Source organism: Limnohabitans sp. INBF003, assembly GCF_055396645.1.
On the sequence record NZ_AP029222.1, the window covers coordinates 1,133,436 to 1,152,909 of the forward strand.

Below are 19,474 nucleotides of genomic sequence, written 5' to 3' on the forward strand. Positions count from 1 at the left end.
TGATGCGCTGACGTCCCAATTCGATGCTGCCATTGACCAACACGATCTGATCGCCCACGCCGCTGTCTGCGGGCAGGTTGATCCTGAAGCTGGGTGTGCTGGAGACGGTCAGGGTGTCGGTATCGAGCGTGTTGTCGGCATTCAGCAACTGCGGCTGTCCAGGCACCAGAGGTGCCGAGCGGTCGTGGTTGATCTCAAGTGCAGACGTGCTGGCCCCCAAAATTTGGCCAGCGGCATCGAAGGCGACCGCCCGCAGGCGGTTGATGCCGCCGGGCAGGGTGATTTGTTGGACGGCAAACAGACCGCGTGCATCGGTGGTAATGACCGTGTTGGCGTTCAGGCGCTCGTCCAGGTCGATCACACCGTTGTTGTTGCGGTCGTTGTAAAGCCAGACAGTGGCATTGGCGGCCATGCGGCCGGAGATGCGCACCACACTGTCGGTGTCGGTCAACACGCTGTCGTTGGGGTTGCGGGTGTCGTCCGAGGAGCTGACGCTGACAGGTTCAATCCACAAGGCGTTTTCGTAGGCGCGCACCGCGGCCAACGATGCCGACTCCACCGTCAGCACCAGTGCGGTCGAATGGGCGCTGGCGTTGCCTGCGGCGTCCACGGCGCGGGCCATGAAGGCATAAAGGCCATCGGCCAAGGCCTCTCCGGTGTACGTCCAGGTCCAGCTGGTGGCCGTGTCCACCACGGGGGCGCTGCCCATCAGGGTGTTGCCCAAATAGATGTCAACACGTGCCGCTTGTGCCGTGGTGACTGTGCCAGTCAGGCTGAAAGAAGTGTTGCGGGTGGTGATGTTGTCGTTGGTGATGGCACGCGAGTCGTCCGCCGCCAGCAGGCCGATGGTCGGCACATTGGGTGCCGTCACGTCGATCACGGCGCGGTCCAGCACGCGTGCGCCGCTCAGGTTGCCCGACAGGTCTTCGATGCGTGCGCTGATGGCGTTGGCGTAAACCCCTTCTGCCAGCATCCCCGGCAGGGTGCCCACCACCCGGATATCGGTGCTTGGGTTGGCACCGATGTCCACGACCGTGTTGCCGCCAAAAACCAATTGGCTCACAGCCGCAGGCAAGCCGGCTGTCCCTGCCACTTGGGTCGCTGTCAGCTGGGCATCCCAGGCGCGGTAAGACAGGATGTCACCCGTGAAATAGGTATTGTTGGCGTAACCCAAGCGCTGGTTGGTGTCCCAGTTGTAGTCCGAGGCGACCCTGGCACCCGACAGCACCAGCACGCCATCGACATAAATGCGTTGACCCCCTGGACCGAGGGTGAACACCACTTTGTGTTCGCGTCCATCGTTGAGGTTCAGACCCGTGCTGGTCAGTGTTTCAGACGTGTAGACGTAAGAGGCAATGTTGCCGTTGGTCGTGACCCAAAGACCACGGTCATAAGCACCGCTGGGGCTTTGCACCCCGAACAAACCACCGCCGGTGGTCGTCTTGAAGACAATTTCTCGGCTGACCAGTGTCTCGGGTTCGTTGCGGGTGATGTCGAGGTAGCCCGCACCCGTCAAGCGCAAGGCACTTGAAGGGGTGAAGTCCACATAACCTGCCACGATGTCGGCCCCCGTCAGGGTCAGGGTGCCGATGTTGGAGGTGGTGTTGTTGGCCGAGTACAGACGGACTTTGTCCCCCACTACCACGCCTTCGGGCAGGCTGACGCGCCAGGTCGGGGCCTGGTTGCTGGTGGTGTTGTCGGCATTGAACAGGCCCGTGTCGCTGCTGCTGAGCAGGTCGATGCGGGTAGGCACCGGCACCAGGTTGTCCACCTTGACGCTGCTGGCGGCGGACAAGCGCACATTGCCTGCGGCGTCGGTGGCCAGTGCGTAAAGCGTGTGTGTGCCCACGGGCAAGGCCATGTTGGCCAGCGTGTAGGTGGTGCTGCTCAGGGTGGCGGTGCCCAGCAGCTCGCCATCGTCCAGGCGTGCGTTGCCATTGCGGTCACGGAAAATTTGCACCGTGCTGCCCGCTTCGGTGGTGCCTGTGACGGTGATGGCGCTGGTCAGGCGGGTGATGCCGTCGTTGTTCACAGCGCCGGTGTCGGACGCCGCATGGAGGACTGGTGCGGTGACGTTGGGCGCGGTGGTGTCGGCGCTGGCCACCAGGGTGGATTGGGTGACCACGACTTGCTGCTCTTGCGAGAGCAGGCTCAGGTTGCCCGCACGGTCAAACTGCATGGCCCGAATGCTGTAGCTGCCTTGCGGCAGCGTGATGGCTTGGGTGAACACGCCGTTGCTGGCATTGGCCGTGGTGTTCCACGAGCGCTCACCCACGTCCAGGTTGCCATTGCCATTCGCATCTGCGAAGAGGAGCACACGGGCACCCGGGTCGGCAAAGCCGCTCAAAGTGGTGCTGCCGGTGTTGGTGAAAGTGCGGATCACAGGGTCGGCTGTGCCGCTGCGAGACAGCACCACGTTGTTGAAGTCGGCGTGGTTGTTGGTGCGGCTGTCCTGGCCTACGCCAAAGACGGTGCGCACACCCAGACCCATATCTGCGGCTTGTGCCGTGTAGCTCAAGGTGAAGTTTTTGAAGCTGCCATCCGAACCGAGTTCGGCCTCGCTGATGAAGCGTTTGGCCAGCACCACACCATCGGTTCGTTCGATGGCGATGTAAGTGCCGTTGGACAACATGTGTGCGCTGGCATTGCCACCACGGTTGCCCAGATCGACCGACAGCGTGAAGGTTTCGCCGCTTTGAGCCAACAAGGCATTGTTCTGGACGAAGCGGACTTCGCCGGATGTGGTGCCCCCGGCATAGGCAATGTTGCCAATGTTCAGGTAACCAGTGCCTGTGTACCAAGCCGAGGCCAGGTTGCTGGCGGGTCGCCAGTAGCCAGCTACGCCGGTGTTGCCGGTGATGGTCCATCCGGCCAGCACGTTGCCTCCGGTGTTGATGGCGGTGCCTTCGGTCAGAGGCTGAGCGTCAAAATCGCCGTTGCCTGTCCAGGTGGCGCGGGCTGGTCCGTTGGTGTCAAAAGTCACCCACAGCGGTGCGCTGAAGTCGGACCGGTTGCCCGCCATGTCGATGGCGCGGGCGTAGAACGCACGGGTGCCATTGGCATAAGGGGCGCTGGTGTAGTTGAACGTCCATGTCAGGGTGTCGAGGTTGACTTCGGCCATGCCCAGAGGGGTGGTGCGGTCGGTGTCGTCATACAGCTCAATGCCCACGATGTTGCCAGCCAAGCTGCCGCTGATCACAAAATTCGTGTTCCAGCGGGTGATGTTGTCGGTGTTGGTGCCGGTGCTGTCGCTGCCCGCCACACCTGTGCTGAAACTGTCGGAATCGGCGATCAGATCGAGGCCGGTCGGCACGGCCGGTAAACCCAACAGTGTCAGGTCGGGCAGGGTGTAGAAGGCACCTTCGTTGCCGGCTTTGTCGGTCACCTGGACCCGAATGAGGTTGGTGTAACTGCCTGACACGAGGGTGCCAGCTGCCACGACGAGGTCGGCATAGCCGGCAGACACTTGTGCGTTGGTCAGCGTGATGCGCGACAGCAGCGTGGTGTTGTTGTACAGGGCGACACTGTCACCGGCAACCGCGTCGCTGGCCAATGTCACGCGCAGGTTGAGTGGTCGGCCCGCTGCGGTGATGTGGTCGTCGTTTCGCAAGCCCGTGTCGCTGGAAGCCAGCAAGGCCAAACCCGTGGGGGCGTTGGGGACTTGCAGGTCAATGGTTATTTCTACGGCTTCGCTGGCTGCACTGGGGTTGCCCGCATTGTCAAAAGCCAAGGCCCGCAGACGGTGTATGCCTGCACCGAGGCTGATGCCGGTGAAGCTGAAGGCGCCATTGGTGGCGCTGGCGATCACTTCGGTGATTTCTTCGCCCGCATTGAGGATGCCGTTGTTGTTCAGGTCATTGAACAAGACCACGCGTGAATTGACCTCGGCCGAGCCGCTGAAGACCAAAGCGGTGGCGGTGCGGGTCAAACCGTCGGTGGTGCTGACGCCCACATCCATGCCGGAACCCAGGGCCAGGGAAGGGGTTTCGCTTTGGTTGTCAATGGTCACCTTCAAGGTGGCGGCCGCCCCTTCGTTGCCTGCCATGTCCACCCCGCGGACCGTGAACGTGTGCAGGCCTGCTGTGAGGTTGCCCGTGCTGAAGCCGAAGGTGCTGACCCCCAGATTCGCGCCGGACAGTGTGCCGATCAGCACCGTTTTGACACCGGTGAATGAACCTTCCAGGGCTTCTACGCCGAAGCCGGTGGCCGCTGCCGATGTGGCCACGCTGGTGGTGGCCGTTGGGCGTGCCCAGGCCGCATTGAGCACGGTGCCGTTGAGCGTGTGATCGCCTGTGCGGTACGCCGCAGCCGACGTGGCCGCTTGCAATTGCCCGTTCACGTCCAGCGACAGCCAGACTTCGACCATCTGGGTCTGGTCCAGCTCGCTGTTGTAAACGCCCATGAGCCAGCGGTCTGAGCTGCCGGTTTTGGCGGTCACCACGTCTGCGGGCAATGAGCCTGTGATCCCCAGGCCGTTCAGGGTGGCGGCCAAGAGACTGACGTTGCGCACATCGGGCGGGTAAATGCCCAATGCGGTGGCGCTGGTGCTCAGGAAGGTGCTGTTGTCAAAGAGTTCGACAACCGAGGGGTCGGTGGCCGTGTCATAGATGTTGACCGTGACCGCGTCAGCGGGCAGATTGCCCGTCAAGGTCAAGGCGTTGTTTTTCGACGTGATGTTGTCGGTGTTGCTGATGCCTTGGTCATCTTTGCTGGCCAGGTCAAAGCCTGTTGGTGCAGCAGGGCCGCTGGTGTCGACGACGGTGGTGTAAGGGGTGGGTGATTTTTCACCTTCGTTGCCCGCCATGTCCAGAATCGACGCGGTGAAGTTGTAGCTGCCATCGGCCAGCGGCATGGTGCTGGGGATGGTGATGTCGACACTGCGGGCCGCCACTTGCGAGGCGTTCAGACCCATCGAGAAAATCAAGGTGGCTCCGTTGTACAGACGGATTTGTTCACCGACCTGTGCATCGGCAGGCAATGACACGCGCAGCGTGGGGGTGTTGTCCAGGCTGACGCGGTCGGCTGTGCTGACCCCCGTGGGCGAGCCGGACACCGGGGTGTCGCTGGCGGCCAGCAATTCGACCACGCCGGGCTGTCCTGGTGGCGTGGTTTTGACGGTCACGGTCAATGCCTCGGAGACTTCGCCCATGGGCAGGCCCGTGGTGGCGTTGTAGGCATAAGCGCGGATGACGTTGGCACCGCTGCGCAGGGCCACAGACGCCACACTGAAAGCACCGGTGGTGCTGTTGGCCAAGACCGGCGAGCCCAGGGCTTCGCCGGAGGAGTATTGACCGTTGCCATCGCGGTCAACGAACAACTGCACGGTGGCACCCGGCAGCACCATGCCGTTGATGGTCACGCTGCCCAAGTTGGTGATGCCGTCGTTTTTGCTCAGCCCGGTCTCGGATGCCGGGGCCAGCTGCAATTTGCCTTGCTGCAGAAACGGGGTCTGTTCAGTCGGGTTGACGGTGAGCTGGATCACGTTGGAGCCGACGCTGATGTTGCCCGCTGCGTCAACGGATTTGGCCGTGATCCAATGCACACCTGCTGCCAGCTCGGGGCCGTCGTAGGTGAAGCTGAAGGTGGTGCCAGAGCCGGGGGCTGCGCTGCCGATGTAGGTGTCACCGTCGTACAGGTCGATGCGGCGCACTTCGGCCACGATGTTGGCCCCAGTGATGGTGAAGCCTGTGGGTTTGGCGGTGACTTTGTCGCTGCTGCTGCTGCCGGTGTCGTCTTGCGTGAGCAAGGACACGGTGTTGGGGGCGGCAGGGGCGGTGCGGTCAACGGTTAACCAGGGCAAGTTGCCGCGGGTGGTGGATATCGGGCTGGCGTTGCCTGCGGCATCGGTGATGCGCGCAAAAATGCCCCAGCCTGCTGCTGTGCCGTTGTAGTCACCCGAAAGTACCGTGGTGCTGGTCAGGTCCACCCAACCCCGAGACAGGTCCAACGCATCCAGACGCGTCAATCCGATTTGGTAAGCCAGGGTTCCGTTGCTGTAGCGGTACAGCTGGACGAGATCGCCCTCGACCACTTCGGGTGGCAAGCTGATGCGGAAAGTTGGCTTGGCGATCGATGTGATGGCATCGTTGCTGTACAGGCCATTGTCTTGGCCGGGTGCCAAAGTGACCCCCAAAGGTTGGGGCGCACCGGTGTCAATGCGGACATTCAACACATCGCTGGCCAGGCTGGTGTTGCCTGCCGTGTCGGTCTGGATGATGCGCAGACTGTGGTCGCCTTGACTCAATGAGGTGCTCAGTGTGAGTGCAAACGTGCCATTGGCGGCCACCAAGCCGTTGGTGATGTCGAGTTCTTCGCCCGTGTCCAAACGGCCATTGCCGTTGCGGTCATCAAACACACGCAAAGTGGCTCCGGGTTCGCCACGGCCTTGCAGACGCACGTTGTCCTTGATGCGGGTCAGGCCATCGCCTCGCGCACCGGTGTCGCTGGCGGCGACCAGCATCACGCCTTGGGGCGCTGCCACCGCGCTGTCGATGGTGATGGTCAGCGCGGTCGAGACCACGCTGCGCAGGCCAACACGGTCTTCTGCGATGGCGGTGATCTGGTAGGTGCCATTGGCCAGGGGGGCCGCGTTGGCACCGTAGGTGAAGGCCCAGGTGTTGTCGCTGTTCACGCCGGTGCTGCCCAGCAAGTTGCCATTGGCATACAGCCAAACCTGGGTGGTGTTCTGGTCTGCCGTGATGGTGCCTGTGATCAGGAAACCGTTCGCGCGTCGGATCAGGTTGTCGCTGGCGTGGTTGCTGTAGTAGGTGTTGCCGCGGTCATCGCCCGCAGCCAAATCCAAGGCGGCGGGGGCGCTCGGTGCAACGCTGTCGACGGTCAGTGCCGCGAGCACGGTTTTGGCGCTCTCTTGGGTGCCTGCGCTGGACAGCCGCAAGATGCTGGCCTGAACCGCTGTGGCGCTGCTGTAGGTGGTGCCCGCCTGGGCAGCGCCTGCGATCAGCGGAGTTTGTGGCTGCAGCCGCAGCCAGCCGTTGCCGATGTCTTGCGCCGTCAGGGTGACGCGGTTGATCTCGGTGGTGCCTTGCAGCAGCCGGACCACGTCGCCTGCCACCACTTGCGCGGTGTTCAAACCGACCTGGAAGACCGGTGCAGTTTGCGTGGTGGTGGCGTCGCTGTTCAGATAGCCGCTGTCGGATGTGGCGAGCATGCGCACATAAGTGGGGGCCAAGGGGTCGGTGACCACGGGTGTGACCAGCAGTTCACTGAGGGTGCTGTCCACGGCGCTGTTGCCAGCCAGATCGGTGGCTTGCACCACGATGCTGTAAGGCGTGGCGTTGGCGAGCAGGCTGTCTGCGCGAGGCAGGCTGAGTGACCAAGTGCCTGCGGTGTTGTTGAGGCTGAGGCCCGCCACCGTGGTGTAGCTGGTGCCCAGAATGCTCACGCTGCGACCCGCTTCGGAGCCATAGGCGCGGCCGTTGACCAGGACCAGCAATTGGTCGGTGTCGTTTTTGTCGTAAGTGCCCGTCAGGGTCTGGGGCACGTTGCTGTTGGGGGTTTGCAGCAAAGCGATGGTGGGGCGCACGGGGGCTTCCCGGTCGATGGTGACCTGCGTGGCATTGCTGGGGCTGCTCCACAGGCCTGCCGCGTCTTGTTGCAAGGTGCGCAGGTAATGCACCCCAGCGCCCAATGCGATGGCCGTGAAGTCGTATTTGCCCCGGGCATCGGCTGTCACGGAGGCCAGCAGTTCGTTGTCGTCTACCAGGCCATTGTTGTCGCGGTCGTCGTACAGGCGGACCACTGCATTGGGGTTGGCAAAGCCGCTGAAGGCCAGACCGCTCAGGGTGGATGTGACGTTGTCGGTGTTCAGGCGACCGCTGTCGCCAGCGGCGATCATGCTGGGTGCCCACAGCCGTGCAGGCGGGTTGGCGTCGAAAGTCACCATCAGCGGCAAGGAGCGGCGGCTGACGTTGCCGGCTTCATCGGTGGCGGTGAGGGTGAAGACGCGCGTGGTGGCGCTGTAGGCGGTGCCGGTGTAGCCGAAAGTCCAGCTGGTGGCGCTGAGCATTTGGGCAAACCCAAGCGAGGTGTCGCCGTCAAACAACTCCACCCGGCGTGTGCCCGCAGGCACGGAGCCATACAGGCTGAAGCCTTTGTTGACCACGGTGATGCCATCGGTGCGGCTGGTGCCGCTGTCGTCCATGCCTTCCAGCAAAGGGGCTGGCGGCAAGAACGGCGCAGTTGCAGGGTTGGGGGCGACGGTGTCGATTTGCAGGCTGGGCAGCACGTTCATGGTGCCGACGTTGCCCGCCAGATCCACGATGTAGCTGCCAATGTAGTAGCTGCTGGCGGTGGTCCATGCGCGGTCGGCCATGACCAGGCGGCTTTGGATGTCCACATACCCACGGCCACCGTCCACGATGTCGGCGGCATTGAGCAGGTAGGTGCCCAACACGTAGACGCTGTTGGGGTCGGTCATGTAACCGGCGTATGTCAGCCAGACCGTGTCACCGACCTGGGCATCGCTTGGCAGGGTGATTCGGAATGTCGGCTGGCTGTCAGCGGTCAAGCGGTCGTTGCTGCGCAGACCGGTGTCGGAGCTGGACAGCAAGGCGATGGCAGGCGGTGCCGATACGGGCTGGCGATCAACCGTCAAAGCCAAGGAGGCCGAGGCCAGGCTGGTGTTGCCTTCGGTATCAAAGGCCACGGCGCGCAGTTTGTGGTTGCCCGTGCCCAGGTTGATGGTGCTGGAAAATGCGCCCGTGATGGCGTCGGAGGTCACGGTGCTGAGCAACTCGCCATCGTCGATCAGGTTGTTGTCGTTCAGATCGTCAAAAATCTTGACGGTGACACCCGCGTCGGCTGTTCCGCTGATGCGCAAACCGCTGACCAGGTTAGTGATGCCATCGCTGCTGTCTGTTCCACTGTCGTCCAGCGGGTTGACCACCAAGCGGCTGGGCGGCGGGAGTTTGTCGTCAAAGGTGACGCGCACCGACGACATCAAACCGGGTAGACCCAACACGTCGGTGGCCTGTGCTTCCAGCAAATAACTGCCGGGCACGAGCGCAGTGCCCGTGTAGGTGAAGCTGAAACCATAGGGGATGTCGCTGTCAGGGAAGGCCTCACCCAACAGCACGCCATTGGCATAAATGCGCACGGACACCGCCGTGGCGCTGGCCTTGCCTGTGACCGTGAAACCGGTGGTGCGGTTGGTTCGGTTGTCGGTGTTGCTGTTGCCGGTGTCGTCTTCCGGAAGCAATTTGAATTCTGTGGGCGCGGCAATGCCGGTGGTTCGGATCACCAGCGAACGCATCTGCACATCCGGGCTGGCGTTGCCTGCCTTGTCGATCAGGCGCACCGAGAGTGTGCTGTAAGTGCCGTCTGTCAGGCGCGATGCGGCCGTGATGGGCATTTCGATGGCGGCGCTGGCCAAATCGCGCAGCGTGACGCTTTGCCGGATCAGCACGGTGGAGCCATTCAGCAGCACCACCTCGTCGCCCAGTTCAACCCCTTCGGGCAGGGTCAGGGTCAGGGTCGGGTTGGGGTTGCTGCTGACGGATTCACCCGCGTCGTTGAGCACTTCCAGACCGCCCACACTGCTCAGTTGGGCATAGTTGGGCGTGAAGGGGTAATCCAGGTCAACCCGGATGGCGACAGGGTCGCCGAGCAAGCTGGTCACGCTGACGCCGCCGGACATGAAGGTCTGGCGTGCCCGCAGGGTGTGCAGTCCGGTGCCCAAAATGACGTCCGCTGCAAAAGCCCCCGTGGCATCGGTGGTGGCACTGATGGCCGCCGCAGTCACGTTGGCCACGACCGTGGAGCCGTTCAAGTTGTAGGTGGTCAGCTTTTCGCCGCTGTCCATCACGCCGTCGTTGTCAAAATCTTCAAAAATTTCGACGATGGCGCCCGGGTTGGCGATGCCCCTGAAACTCAGCTGGGTCTTGTTGGTGATGCCATCGCTGTTGACGGGGCCGCTGTCGTCGCTGCTGTCGAGCCAGAACTGGTTTCGGTTGTAGGCATCGGCTTCGATTCGAACGAACAAGGGCGTCGAGGCCGTCCCTTCCAGCCCGTTGGCGTGAACACCGCGGGCGTAAATGGTGTAAACCCCTTCGGCCAAAGCGGGACCGGTGTATGTGAAAGTCCAGGTGCCACCTTGTGTGGCGGGCTGAACGGAGCCGAGCAGGGTGGTGCCTGCATAGATGTTGATCTGGCTGGCGGTGCTGACAATGTTGACGTTGTTGGTGCTGCTGCCGGAGACGGTCCAGCCGGTGGCTTTTCGGGTGACCAGATCGGTGTTGCTGGGGCCGGTGTCGTCAGCAGCCAAGAAGGCGATGCTTGGCGTGGTTGGGACCAGCGTGGGCATGGCGTCGATGCGCAGGTAGGCCTGGTCGCTGGTCATGCCGCTGGCGTTGCCTGCGGCATCCAGTGCGCGGGCATAAAACGAGAGGGGGCCTTGGGTCAGCACCTGTGTGCTGCGCAGGTCGACATAGCCGCGCACCAGGTCGGTGGCCGTCAGGCTGGTTGAGCCCATCAAATAGGCCGGAGCCGTCGTGGCGCTCTGGTAAACCTCGATGCGGTCGCCCACCATGGCTTTGGGGGCCAGCTGGACCCGGAAGGTCGGCTGCGCATTTTTGACCACGCCATCGGCGCTGAACAGGCCATCGTCCTGGCCCGGTGCCAAAAACACGCCCAGAGGGGCCTGTGGAGCCCGGTCAATGCGCATCACCAGCGGGTCGCTGGCCACACTGACGTTGCCCGCCACATCGGTCTGGATGACCCGCAAGCGGTGGGTGCCTTCGGCCAATTGGTTGGCGTCGATGCACAGTGAAAAGTTGCCTTTCCAGTCCACCCACTGGGAGTTGTTGGGGGTGTAGAGTGCCAGCTCTTCACCGGCGTCCATCAGGCCGTTGTTGTTGACATCGTCGAACACCCGGATGGTGGTGTTGTAGTAATAGGCGCTGCCAGCCCAGTACACCGAGGCATCGGCCTTGCCGGTGATGTACATGTACCCATCGACCGCGCGTGACGTGATGTTGTCGCCTTTGATGCCTGAGTCGTAGCTGTTCAGGATGGCCAGGTTGCTGGGTTTGCCAATGGCCGTGTCCACCACCAAACTCAGTGCGGTAGAGGCATCGCTGCGGTTGCCTGCGGCGTCAATGGCGATGACGGTGATGTCGTAGGTGCCATTGGCCAGTGCGGGTGCATTGGCGGGCAGGTAAAAGCTCCAGCGGTTGTCGGCTGTGGTGCCTGTGCTGCCCAAAAGGCGGCTACCGGCCCAGACCTCAACAGACACGGTGCCTTGGTTGGCGGTGATGGTGCCCGCCAAGCTGAATTGGTTGCCACGGTTGATGCGGTTGTCGGTCGTACCCTGCGAAACCAGCGGGTTGCCCCAGTCGTTTCCGCGTTCCAGCACCGGTGCTGCCGCTGCTGAAGGGGCCACATTGTCCACCGACAGCGTTTGCAGCGTCGCCATGGCGCTGCCCTGGAAGGCCCCGTTGTTGACCCTGAGCACCTGTGCGCTGATGGCGTTGTTGTTGGCCGTGTTGTAAACAGTGCTGCCACCGAACAGGATGTGCGCTTGCAGGTCTACCCAGTAAGCGGGCGAGGTCGATGTGCCGCGGTTGACGAGATCGGCCGCCGTGAGTGTGTGGCGCAGGATTTCAGTGCTGCCTGTGGCCAGGCGCACGATGTCGCCGGCCTGCACACCGCTTTGCAGGGTGATGCGAAGCGCTGGCGCCAGCTGGCGCGTGATGTTGTCGCCAACCAGAGCGCTGTCGCCGGATGCGGCCAAAGCCATGCTCAAGGGCGTGAGTTCACTGCGCACAAAGCTGTAGCCCACACCCGTCGTGGCCGTGGAAGTGACCCCATTGCGCGTGCTGGCGGGTGAGCTGCCCGAGGGCATGACCATCACCGACAAGGTTTTGGTTTCGCCCACGGCCACAAAGCCTGCATGAACGGCGGCCACGCTGAGGTTGGTGTTCAGGTCGTACAGGTCGGAGCCCTGAACCGCGAAGCTCCTTTGCGCCTGACCTGTGATGGTCATGCTGTAGAGCTGCCCAATCTGGCTGGCGTAGGCACTCAGGTTGAGGGGCGTTGAAATCGGGATGCCCGCGCTGGCGGTTTCAGCGTTGCTCAACAGCAATTGGTCCCGTGTGGTGCTGAGCACGCGGTTGCCGGCCTTGTCGGTGGCCATCACCGTGACGGTGTAAAGGGTGCCCGACAGTGAGGGGCTGAGTTCGCGTTCGACGGGAATGCTCAAGCTCCAGGTGCCGTTGGCCGCGTTCAGAACCAGCCCGGACAGCGTGATGGCTGCGCCGTTGCTGTCGATCGTGACCGAGGTGCCCGCGTTGACGGCGTAGACCTGGTTGTTGACGCGCACCACCAGCTGCTCTGTGTTGTTGGCATCGTAGGTGCCTGAGAGGGTAGGTGTCCGGGTGTTGCCTGCACTGAACAGCACGGTCGGCGTGGCAGGGGCTTGTGTGTCGACCTCGACACGCAAGGCTGCGCCAGGCTCACTCCAGTTGCCTGCAGCATCGTTTTGCACCACACGCAAATAGTGCACGCCCGGCGCCAGGTTGAGGCCGCTGAAGCTGTAAACCCCCAGCGTGTTGGCGGTGACCGAAGCCACCCAGAGGCCGTCAACCGGTTCGCCCAAGCCGTTGAGGCCTGATGCTCCAGGGTTGTTGCCGTAGTCGATCAGGCGCAGGTTGGCCGAAGGTGTGGCAACACCGGAGACCAGCATGGCGGTGCTGGTTTTGGTGATGCCGTCGCTGGTGCTGAACCCTGTGTCGTCGGTGCTCGACAAGCTGGGCGCCATCGGCCGAACGGGGGCTTGGGTGTCGATGCTGAAGTTCAGCGCCACACTTTCGGCAGACCAATTGCCAGCCAGGTCCATGGCTCGCGCACGCAGGGTGTAGTTGCCGTCGGCCAAGGCGTCGCCGGTGTAGGTGTACGTCCAGTAGTAACTGTCCGAGAAGGACACTTGCGCCAGTTCGATGTTGGTGCCATCGGGTTTGTAAAGGCGGATGGCCACCAGACGCGTGTCGGTGCTGCCAATGCCGTGCACACTGAAACCCGTGTTGCGTGCGGTGACGTTGTCGGCGCTGGAGCGGCCAGAGTCACTGTTGAGAAAGAGCTCCAGTGGCGTGGCCCCTGCGTTGGGATTGCCATAGGGGATGGTGGGGGCTGTGGTGTCTATCCGCAGCACGGGAATGGACCAGTTGTTGTCGGTCGTGCTGATGTTGCCGGCCACGTCCGTGATCACGCCCCGCCATTGTTGGAAGTACGAACCCTCGCCAATCGCGGTGTCGGGCACGATGTCGACATAACCCCGCTCGATGTCACTTTGGGTCAGCACGCGTGAGGCCTCAATGAGGCTGAGGCGGCGCAGTTCGAACTTCATGCCCGCCATGGCGGCATAAGCGGCGGGTGTGCCGTTGGCCACAGTGGGCAACTGGAAACGGAAGGTGGGGAGGGTGTTGTTGGTGATCAGGTCGCCGCCCAGCAAACCGGTGTCGCTGGTCAAGCCATTGTCATTGACCAGCGTGGCCACAGCCGGGCTTGAGGTCGATTCCAGGTCGACCGTGATGACCAGGGCCTGGCTGATGGGGCTGCGCGCGCCGTCACTTTCGACCTGAACGGCCATGATCCGGTGTGTGCCCGACCCCAGATCGATGTCCAGCGTGAACAGGCCGTAGGTGTTGGTGGCGATGTTGGTGGCCAACACCTCGCCCTCGTCCATTTGACCGTTGTTGTTGAGGTCGTTGAACAGCCAGACTTTTTTGCCGGCTTGGGCCACACCCGAAATCGTCAGGTTGCTGGCGTTGCGCGTGATCGCGTCACGGTTGCTGCTGCCCGTGTCATCTGCGGCCGCCAATGACATGGAATGGGGCTGTGGCAGCGTGGCCGAGTTGCTGGCCAGGCTGAGGGTCACAGGCACCTGGCCCGCCATGGGGCTTTGGTTTGTGACGATGCTGAAGGTGCTGGCCGCGTTGCTGACGGCGGTGACACTGGGCAGCGTGAGGCTGCTGAAACTGCCGGTGGGCGCTGCGCTGCTGTTGATCAAGCGCCAGGCGCCGCCGGTCAAGTCGGCAAAACTCGACAAGCCATTGACCACCAGTTGGCCCGCCAGGCTGACGCTGGTGGCGCCCAGAATCTGGTCGTCCGTCAGGCTGTTGCCGTTGGGGTCGAGGTCCATCACCAAGGTGCTGCCTGCGGCCAGCGTCAGGCTGTTGCTGATGGTCAATTGGCCTGGCAATGAGCCAGTGCCCAGGCGCTGGCCCGGGCTGAGTGTGCCGCCCGACAGCACGGTGACGCTGCCATCGGTGCTGCCCGAACCGGCCAGTGTGGCACCGGTGTTCACGCTCATGGCGCTCAGGGCCAGGCTGCCATTGAGTTCCAGCAAACCACCGTTCAATGTGGTGGCCCCTGTGTAGGTGCTGGCCCCTGTCAGTGTCTGGTTGCCCGTTCCGGTTTTGGTCAGACCACCCGTTCCCTGAATCACGCCGCTGAATTGGCTCGACAGGTTGTTGCTGCCAGTGGTGAGGGTGCCCGCGCCCAAAGTCACGGTACCTGCACCTGCCAGTGAGCCCACGCGCTGCGCGACGCCACCGAGGGTGAAGGTGGCCCCGTTGGCCACACTCAGTGCGGTTTGGTCCGACAAGCGGTTGCTGCCGGACAGTGTCAGCCCCCCCACGTTGATGCGGGTCTCACCGCTGTAGGTGTTCAAACCCGACAAGGTCAGAATGCCGGTGCCATTTTTGCTCAGGTTGCCGCTGCCCAAAATGCTGCCAGAAAACGTGGTGTTCGTGCTGTTGCCGACCGTGATGACGGCTTGGGCGCTGGCGCCGGTTTGCAGTGTGCCGCTGCCTGCGATCGAGCCCAGTGTTTGAGACTGGCCGTTGGTGTCCAGTGTGGCGCCCGCATTCAGGGTGTAGTTGCTGGTGACCGACAGGATTTGTGCGGAACCTGTGATCAGGCTGCCGCCGTTGACAGTGGTGGTGCCGGTGTAGCTGTGGGCGGTGTTGCCTGCCATGGTCAGCGCGCCTGCGCCATTCTTTTCGAAGGCGCCTGCGCCGGATACGGGGGCGTTGAAGTTGCTGGCATCGCTGCGGTTGAAGCGCAAGATCGCGCCCGAAGCCAGGCTGACCGATGCGGTGGACAAACTGCCGGTGGTGGCACCATTGCCGATTTGCAAAACGCTGGAGGCGACCACGGTGGTGGTGCCCGTGATGTTCACACCCCCGGTCAAGGTGACAGCGGTGGTGCTGGCGCTGGTGATGACCAGGTGGCCGTTGCCTGTGATGGCACCACTCAGGCCCAGCGTGCCGTTGGCACTGCTGGCGTCCAATGACAAGGTCGTGCCGCTTTGGACGGTGAAATTGTTGGCGATGGTGCGCTGAATCACGGTGGCGCTGGCCACGGTTTTCAAAGTGCTGTTGCCACTGACCGTGATGGTGCCTGTGCCCATGGCGGCGCTGGCCGCTGCGTTGGCCAGCAAGACGGTGCCGTTTTCGAGCACGGCCCCGCCGCTGTGGGTGTTGCCACCATTGAAGGTCAATGTGCCCGTGCCGCGTTGCACCCATTGGCCACTGCCGGTGATCAGGCCATCGCCCACAGTCAGGCTGCTGCTGGTGTTGAAAACCAGCGAAGCCCCCGCGGCCACGTTGACCGAGGTGGTGGCGAGCATGGTGGCGGTGCTGCCGGAACCGATGGCCAGGTTGCCGCTGTTGATGCTGGTGCCGCCGGTGAAGGTGTTGACGCCCGTCAAACTCAAGGTGCCGCTGCCACGCTTGACCAGCCCGCCGGTGCCGGTGATCGCGCCACTGAACGTGGTGCTGGCGTTGTTGCCGCCCACATCCAGTGTGGCCGTGCCCAGTTCAAGGGTGCCCGCAGAGGCGCTGGCAAGACCGCCCACGCGTTGGTTGAAGCCGCCGAGCACCAGCTTGGCGCCCGCGTTCACATTGAGCGTGGTGCTGGGGGACAGCTGGTTGGCCATGCTCAATTGAAGAATGCCACCGGTGACCGTGGTGTCTCCGCTGTAGGCCTGAACGGCCGACAAAATGAGGGTGCCGGAGCCCACCTTGGTTATGCCCAGTGTGCCGCCGGGTGTGCTACCGTTGGCCGTGCCGTCGGACAAGGTGCCTGCAAACGTAAAGGCCGTAGTGCCGCCGTTGCCCAGTGTCAAGGTGCTGCTGGAGCCAGCCAGCGCGTTGGTCACGCTGCCGCTGCCGGTCAGGGCGTTGACGGTCAGGCTTTGACCATTCAGGTCCAGGGTGCCGCCCGTGTTGAGCTCCACATTCGATATGGTGCCGATTTGAGACGTGCCTGCGCCTGCGATGCGAACGGTTGCCCCTGCATTGATTTGCAAAGACACCACACTGGCCGAGGCCGACAGGGCATAGACGTCGGCAAGGCCAGCGGCTTTGTCCAGCACAAGCGTGCCGGCGTTAGCCACGGCGCGGCCCGTGGTGTTGCTGGTGGCACCGCTCAAGGTGAACGTGCCAGTGCCTTCCTTGACCAAGTGACCGTTGCCCGCTGTGCCCAGTGTGCCGGTGCCGGTGGTCGAGAAAACACCGCTGAATGTGGTGTTGGTGTTGTTGCCGCCCGTGCGCAACATGGCTGTGCCCAGCGTCAAGGTTCCTGCCCCGGCCAAGGACCCAATGCGTTGGTTGAAGTTGTTCAAGCTCAGGGTACCCGACTCGCCGATGGTCACTGCCGTGTTGACGGCCGCAACGCCATTGCGCGTGTCAGGTCCTAAAGCATTGTTCGCGGCCAGGGTCAGTGTGCCTTGGGCAATGAGGGTTTCGCCGGTGTAGGTGCTGGCACCTGTGAGCGTGAGTGTGGTGGCACCCACTTTGCGCAGACCGCCGTCGCCGCTGATGACGCCTGCAAACGTCAAGTTGTTGCCGTTGATTTCCAGCAACCCCCCCGTGCCCAAGGCCAAGGTGGCGCTGCCTGTGCCCGTGCCTTGGATGACTGACAACAGGCTTTGGCGTTTGCCATTCAGGTCAAACGTCGCACCGGGGTTGATGGTCAGTGCCGAGTTGGCGCTGTAGGCCTGGTCGACGCCCATGCGCAAGACACCGGTTTGCAAGGTGGTCGGGCCTGTGTAGGTGTTGTTGCCAGACAGCGTGAACGTGCCTGTGCCGACCTTGACCAGTCGCCCTATGCCACCGATGGTGCCGCTGAAGGTGGCGCTGCCCGCGCTGTTGCCAGGGCCTGCCAAGAAATTGTTCACGCCCACGGTGAGGCCCGAATTGGCATAACCCGCAAAGCCCATCTGCACCAAACCGTTGCCCGTCAGGGCATCGACCCGGACATCGGCTTCGACGGTATTGAACACGGCATTGGCAGCCACATTGAGGCTCGACAGGTTGTTGGTCCAGTTTTCGTTGGCCGATGAGCCACCGACAAACTCGCCCCCTTGAACATCGATCAGACTGCCGATGCCCATGGCAAATGTGGCGGCCCCCACGCCCCAAAACACAGTGCCTGCGCCTGTCTTGCGCAAAACGCCGTTGCCGCTGAAGCTGGTGGTGCCGTAATCCAGACGGCTATCGGTGTGCAGTTGAAGCACAGCGCCTGTGGCGATGGCGAATGAGGGGGTGCGGTAGCCGCCTTCGCTCAGCATCAGGATGCCGGCATTGACACTGGTGGCACCCGTGTAGGTGTTCAAGCCACTCAGGGTCAGGGTGCCTGAGCCGGTTTTGGTCAAGGCCAGCTTGCCACCTGCAGTGCCATCGCTGATGACGCCGCTGAACGCTGCTGTGTTGCCGCTCACCGTCAGGGTCGCGGTCACGCCTGTGAGTGCGCCGCTGGTGACGCTGCCCGCGCCGTCAATCGAGGCCACGGTGTCACTTACATTGAGTTGGTAGGTCGCACCTTGCGCCACTTTGACGGCGGTGGCATCGGCCAGACTGCCGCTGACGGCGAGTACACCGGCCTGGATGTCGGTGTTGCCCGCATAGCTGTGGGCGCCGCCCAGCAACAGTGTGCCTGCACCGGTCTTGACCAGGCCGCTGCTGACGTTGGCGCCGCTGATGGCGCCGTTGTAGGTGGCGGTGAAACCGCTGGCCACTTCGATCGTGCCCTGGCCGCTGACGCGGATGCCGCGTTCGGCATCCAGTGTGAGGGTGGCGTTGATCTTGAGTTTGCCGCCATCTTCGATGACCAAGCGGCCCGCCGTCGCGGAGACCACATCGGGGCCCAATTGCAAATCACTGGTGATGGTGAGTGTGCCGTTGCGCACCACGGTGTTGCCGGTGTGGGTGCTGTTGCCCGTCAGGACCAGTTCACCGTTGCCGGTTTTGATGAAGTCGCCCGAGCCGGTGTAGCCACCGTTGAAGTTCAGGCTCTGGCCTTCGCCCACTTCGATCTGTGTGAGCAAGGGATTCAGACCCGACGGCGTCAGGGCGTTGCCTGCTGCGTCGCGGATCACCGCACCGTTCAGGCTGATCTGTCCCAGTTGCACGCCTTGACTGAAGTCGCTGCCGCTGTAGCGGTAAACCAGTTTGCCGGTGGTGAGGTCGGAGTCTGCCGCCACAAAATTGGCGCTGCGGGCCATGCCGCCCGTGGTCAGCGCGAGTGTGGAGTTGGCCAGATCGGTGCTGGTTGCCACGCTTTCTGTCAGATTGACCGTGACGGTGATGGCCGCACCTGTGAAACTGATTTGTGTGGTTGCGGCGGCCGGTGGTGTGGTGTCCAGCAACAGGCCCAAGGCGTCGAGCAGCTCGGTGTCCAATACCGTGGTGGCCTCAACCTGACCCAAGTGCAACTCCAAGCTGCTGTCGCCCCCCAGTTGGCGGCTGCCGGTGTCATTGGTGGACGCGGCCACGTCGGCCCCGGTTAACCCTTGCAGGGTTTGCAAAAAGACGCTTCCAGTGTTGCCAGAACCCACATCGCAGCCATACAACAAAATGTCCGCGCTGTCGGTCAAGGCCCGTTGCCAACTGCGAATTTCATCTTGTCGTGCTTGCAGTGTGGCGTTGTCCAGGCGCAAATCGCCCAGGAGCAAGGTGCCAGGCTCACCGTGGCTGATGATGTGCAGTGCTTCGATTTGGCTGCGATTGGCCAGCAGTTGTGAAATTTGAGTCAGTGCATCGGTGCCTTCCTCGAGTTGCACCACTTCGCCTTTGTTGGCCAGTCCCAGCTGAATGCGCTCGGACTGCGGCAGGGCAGCGCTGACCACAATCAAGCGGCCCGGTTGTGGCGGCAGTGCCTGCGGTGTGAAAAGGTCTTGTGTTTCCCGGTTCAACAGGTCGGTGCTGCTGGTCGCGTTGCGATCATTCAGCAGGTCGGCGGTGGACAGCGCAGCGCCGTCGAACATCATCCGCTGTTCCAGCACAAGCATCTCGGCCGCTTGACGCACTTTGCGTTTGCGCTGCGGCTTGACCGTGGCCTCTGTGGTGGGATTTGTCTGCTCTGGCGCATTGGACAAACTGACGGGGGTGTTTTTTTTCTGGACCATGCGGCTCATCCGGTTTGTTCAGGGTGCAAAGGCCGACACCGGCCTTTG

At 62.8% G+C, this 19,474-nt stretch carries 1 protein-coding gene (running past one end of the window); it reads right to left on the minus strand.

The features are described 5' to 3' along the window. On the minus strand, positions 1 to 19,426 hold the beginning of the coding sequence (locus ACZ5VE_RS05230; protein ID WP_464456982.1) for an Ig-like domain-containing protein. It extends 29,333 nt beyond the left edge of the window; only the first 19,426 of its 48,759 coding nucleotides appear in the window; it begins with the start codon at positions 19,424 to 19,426; the stop codon falls past the left edge of the window. Positions 19,427 to 19,474 lie beyond the last annotated feature (48 nt).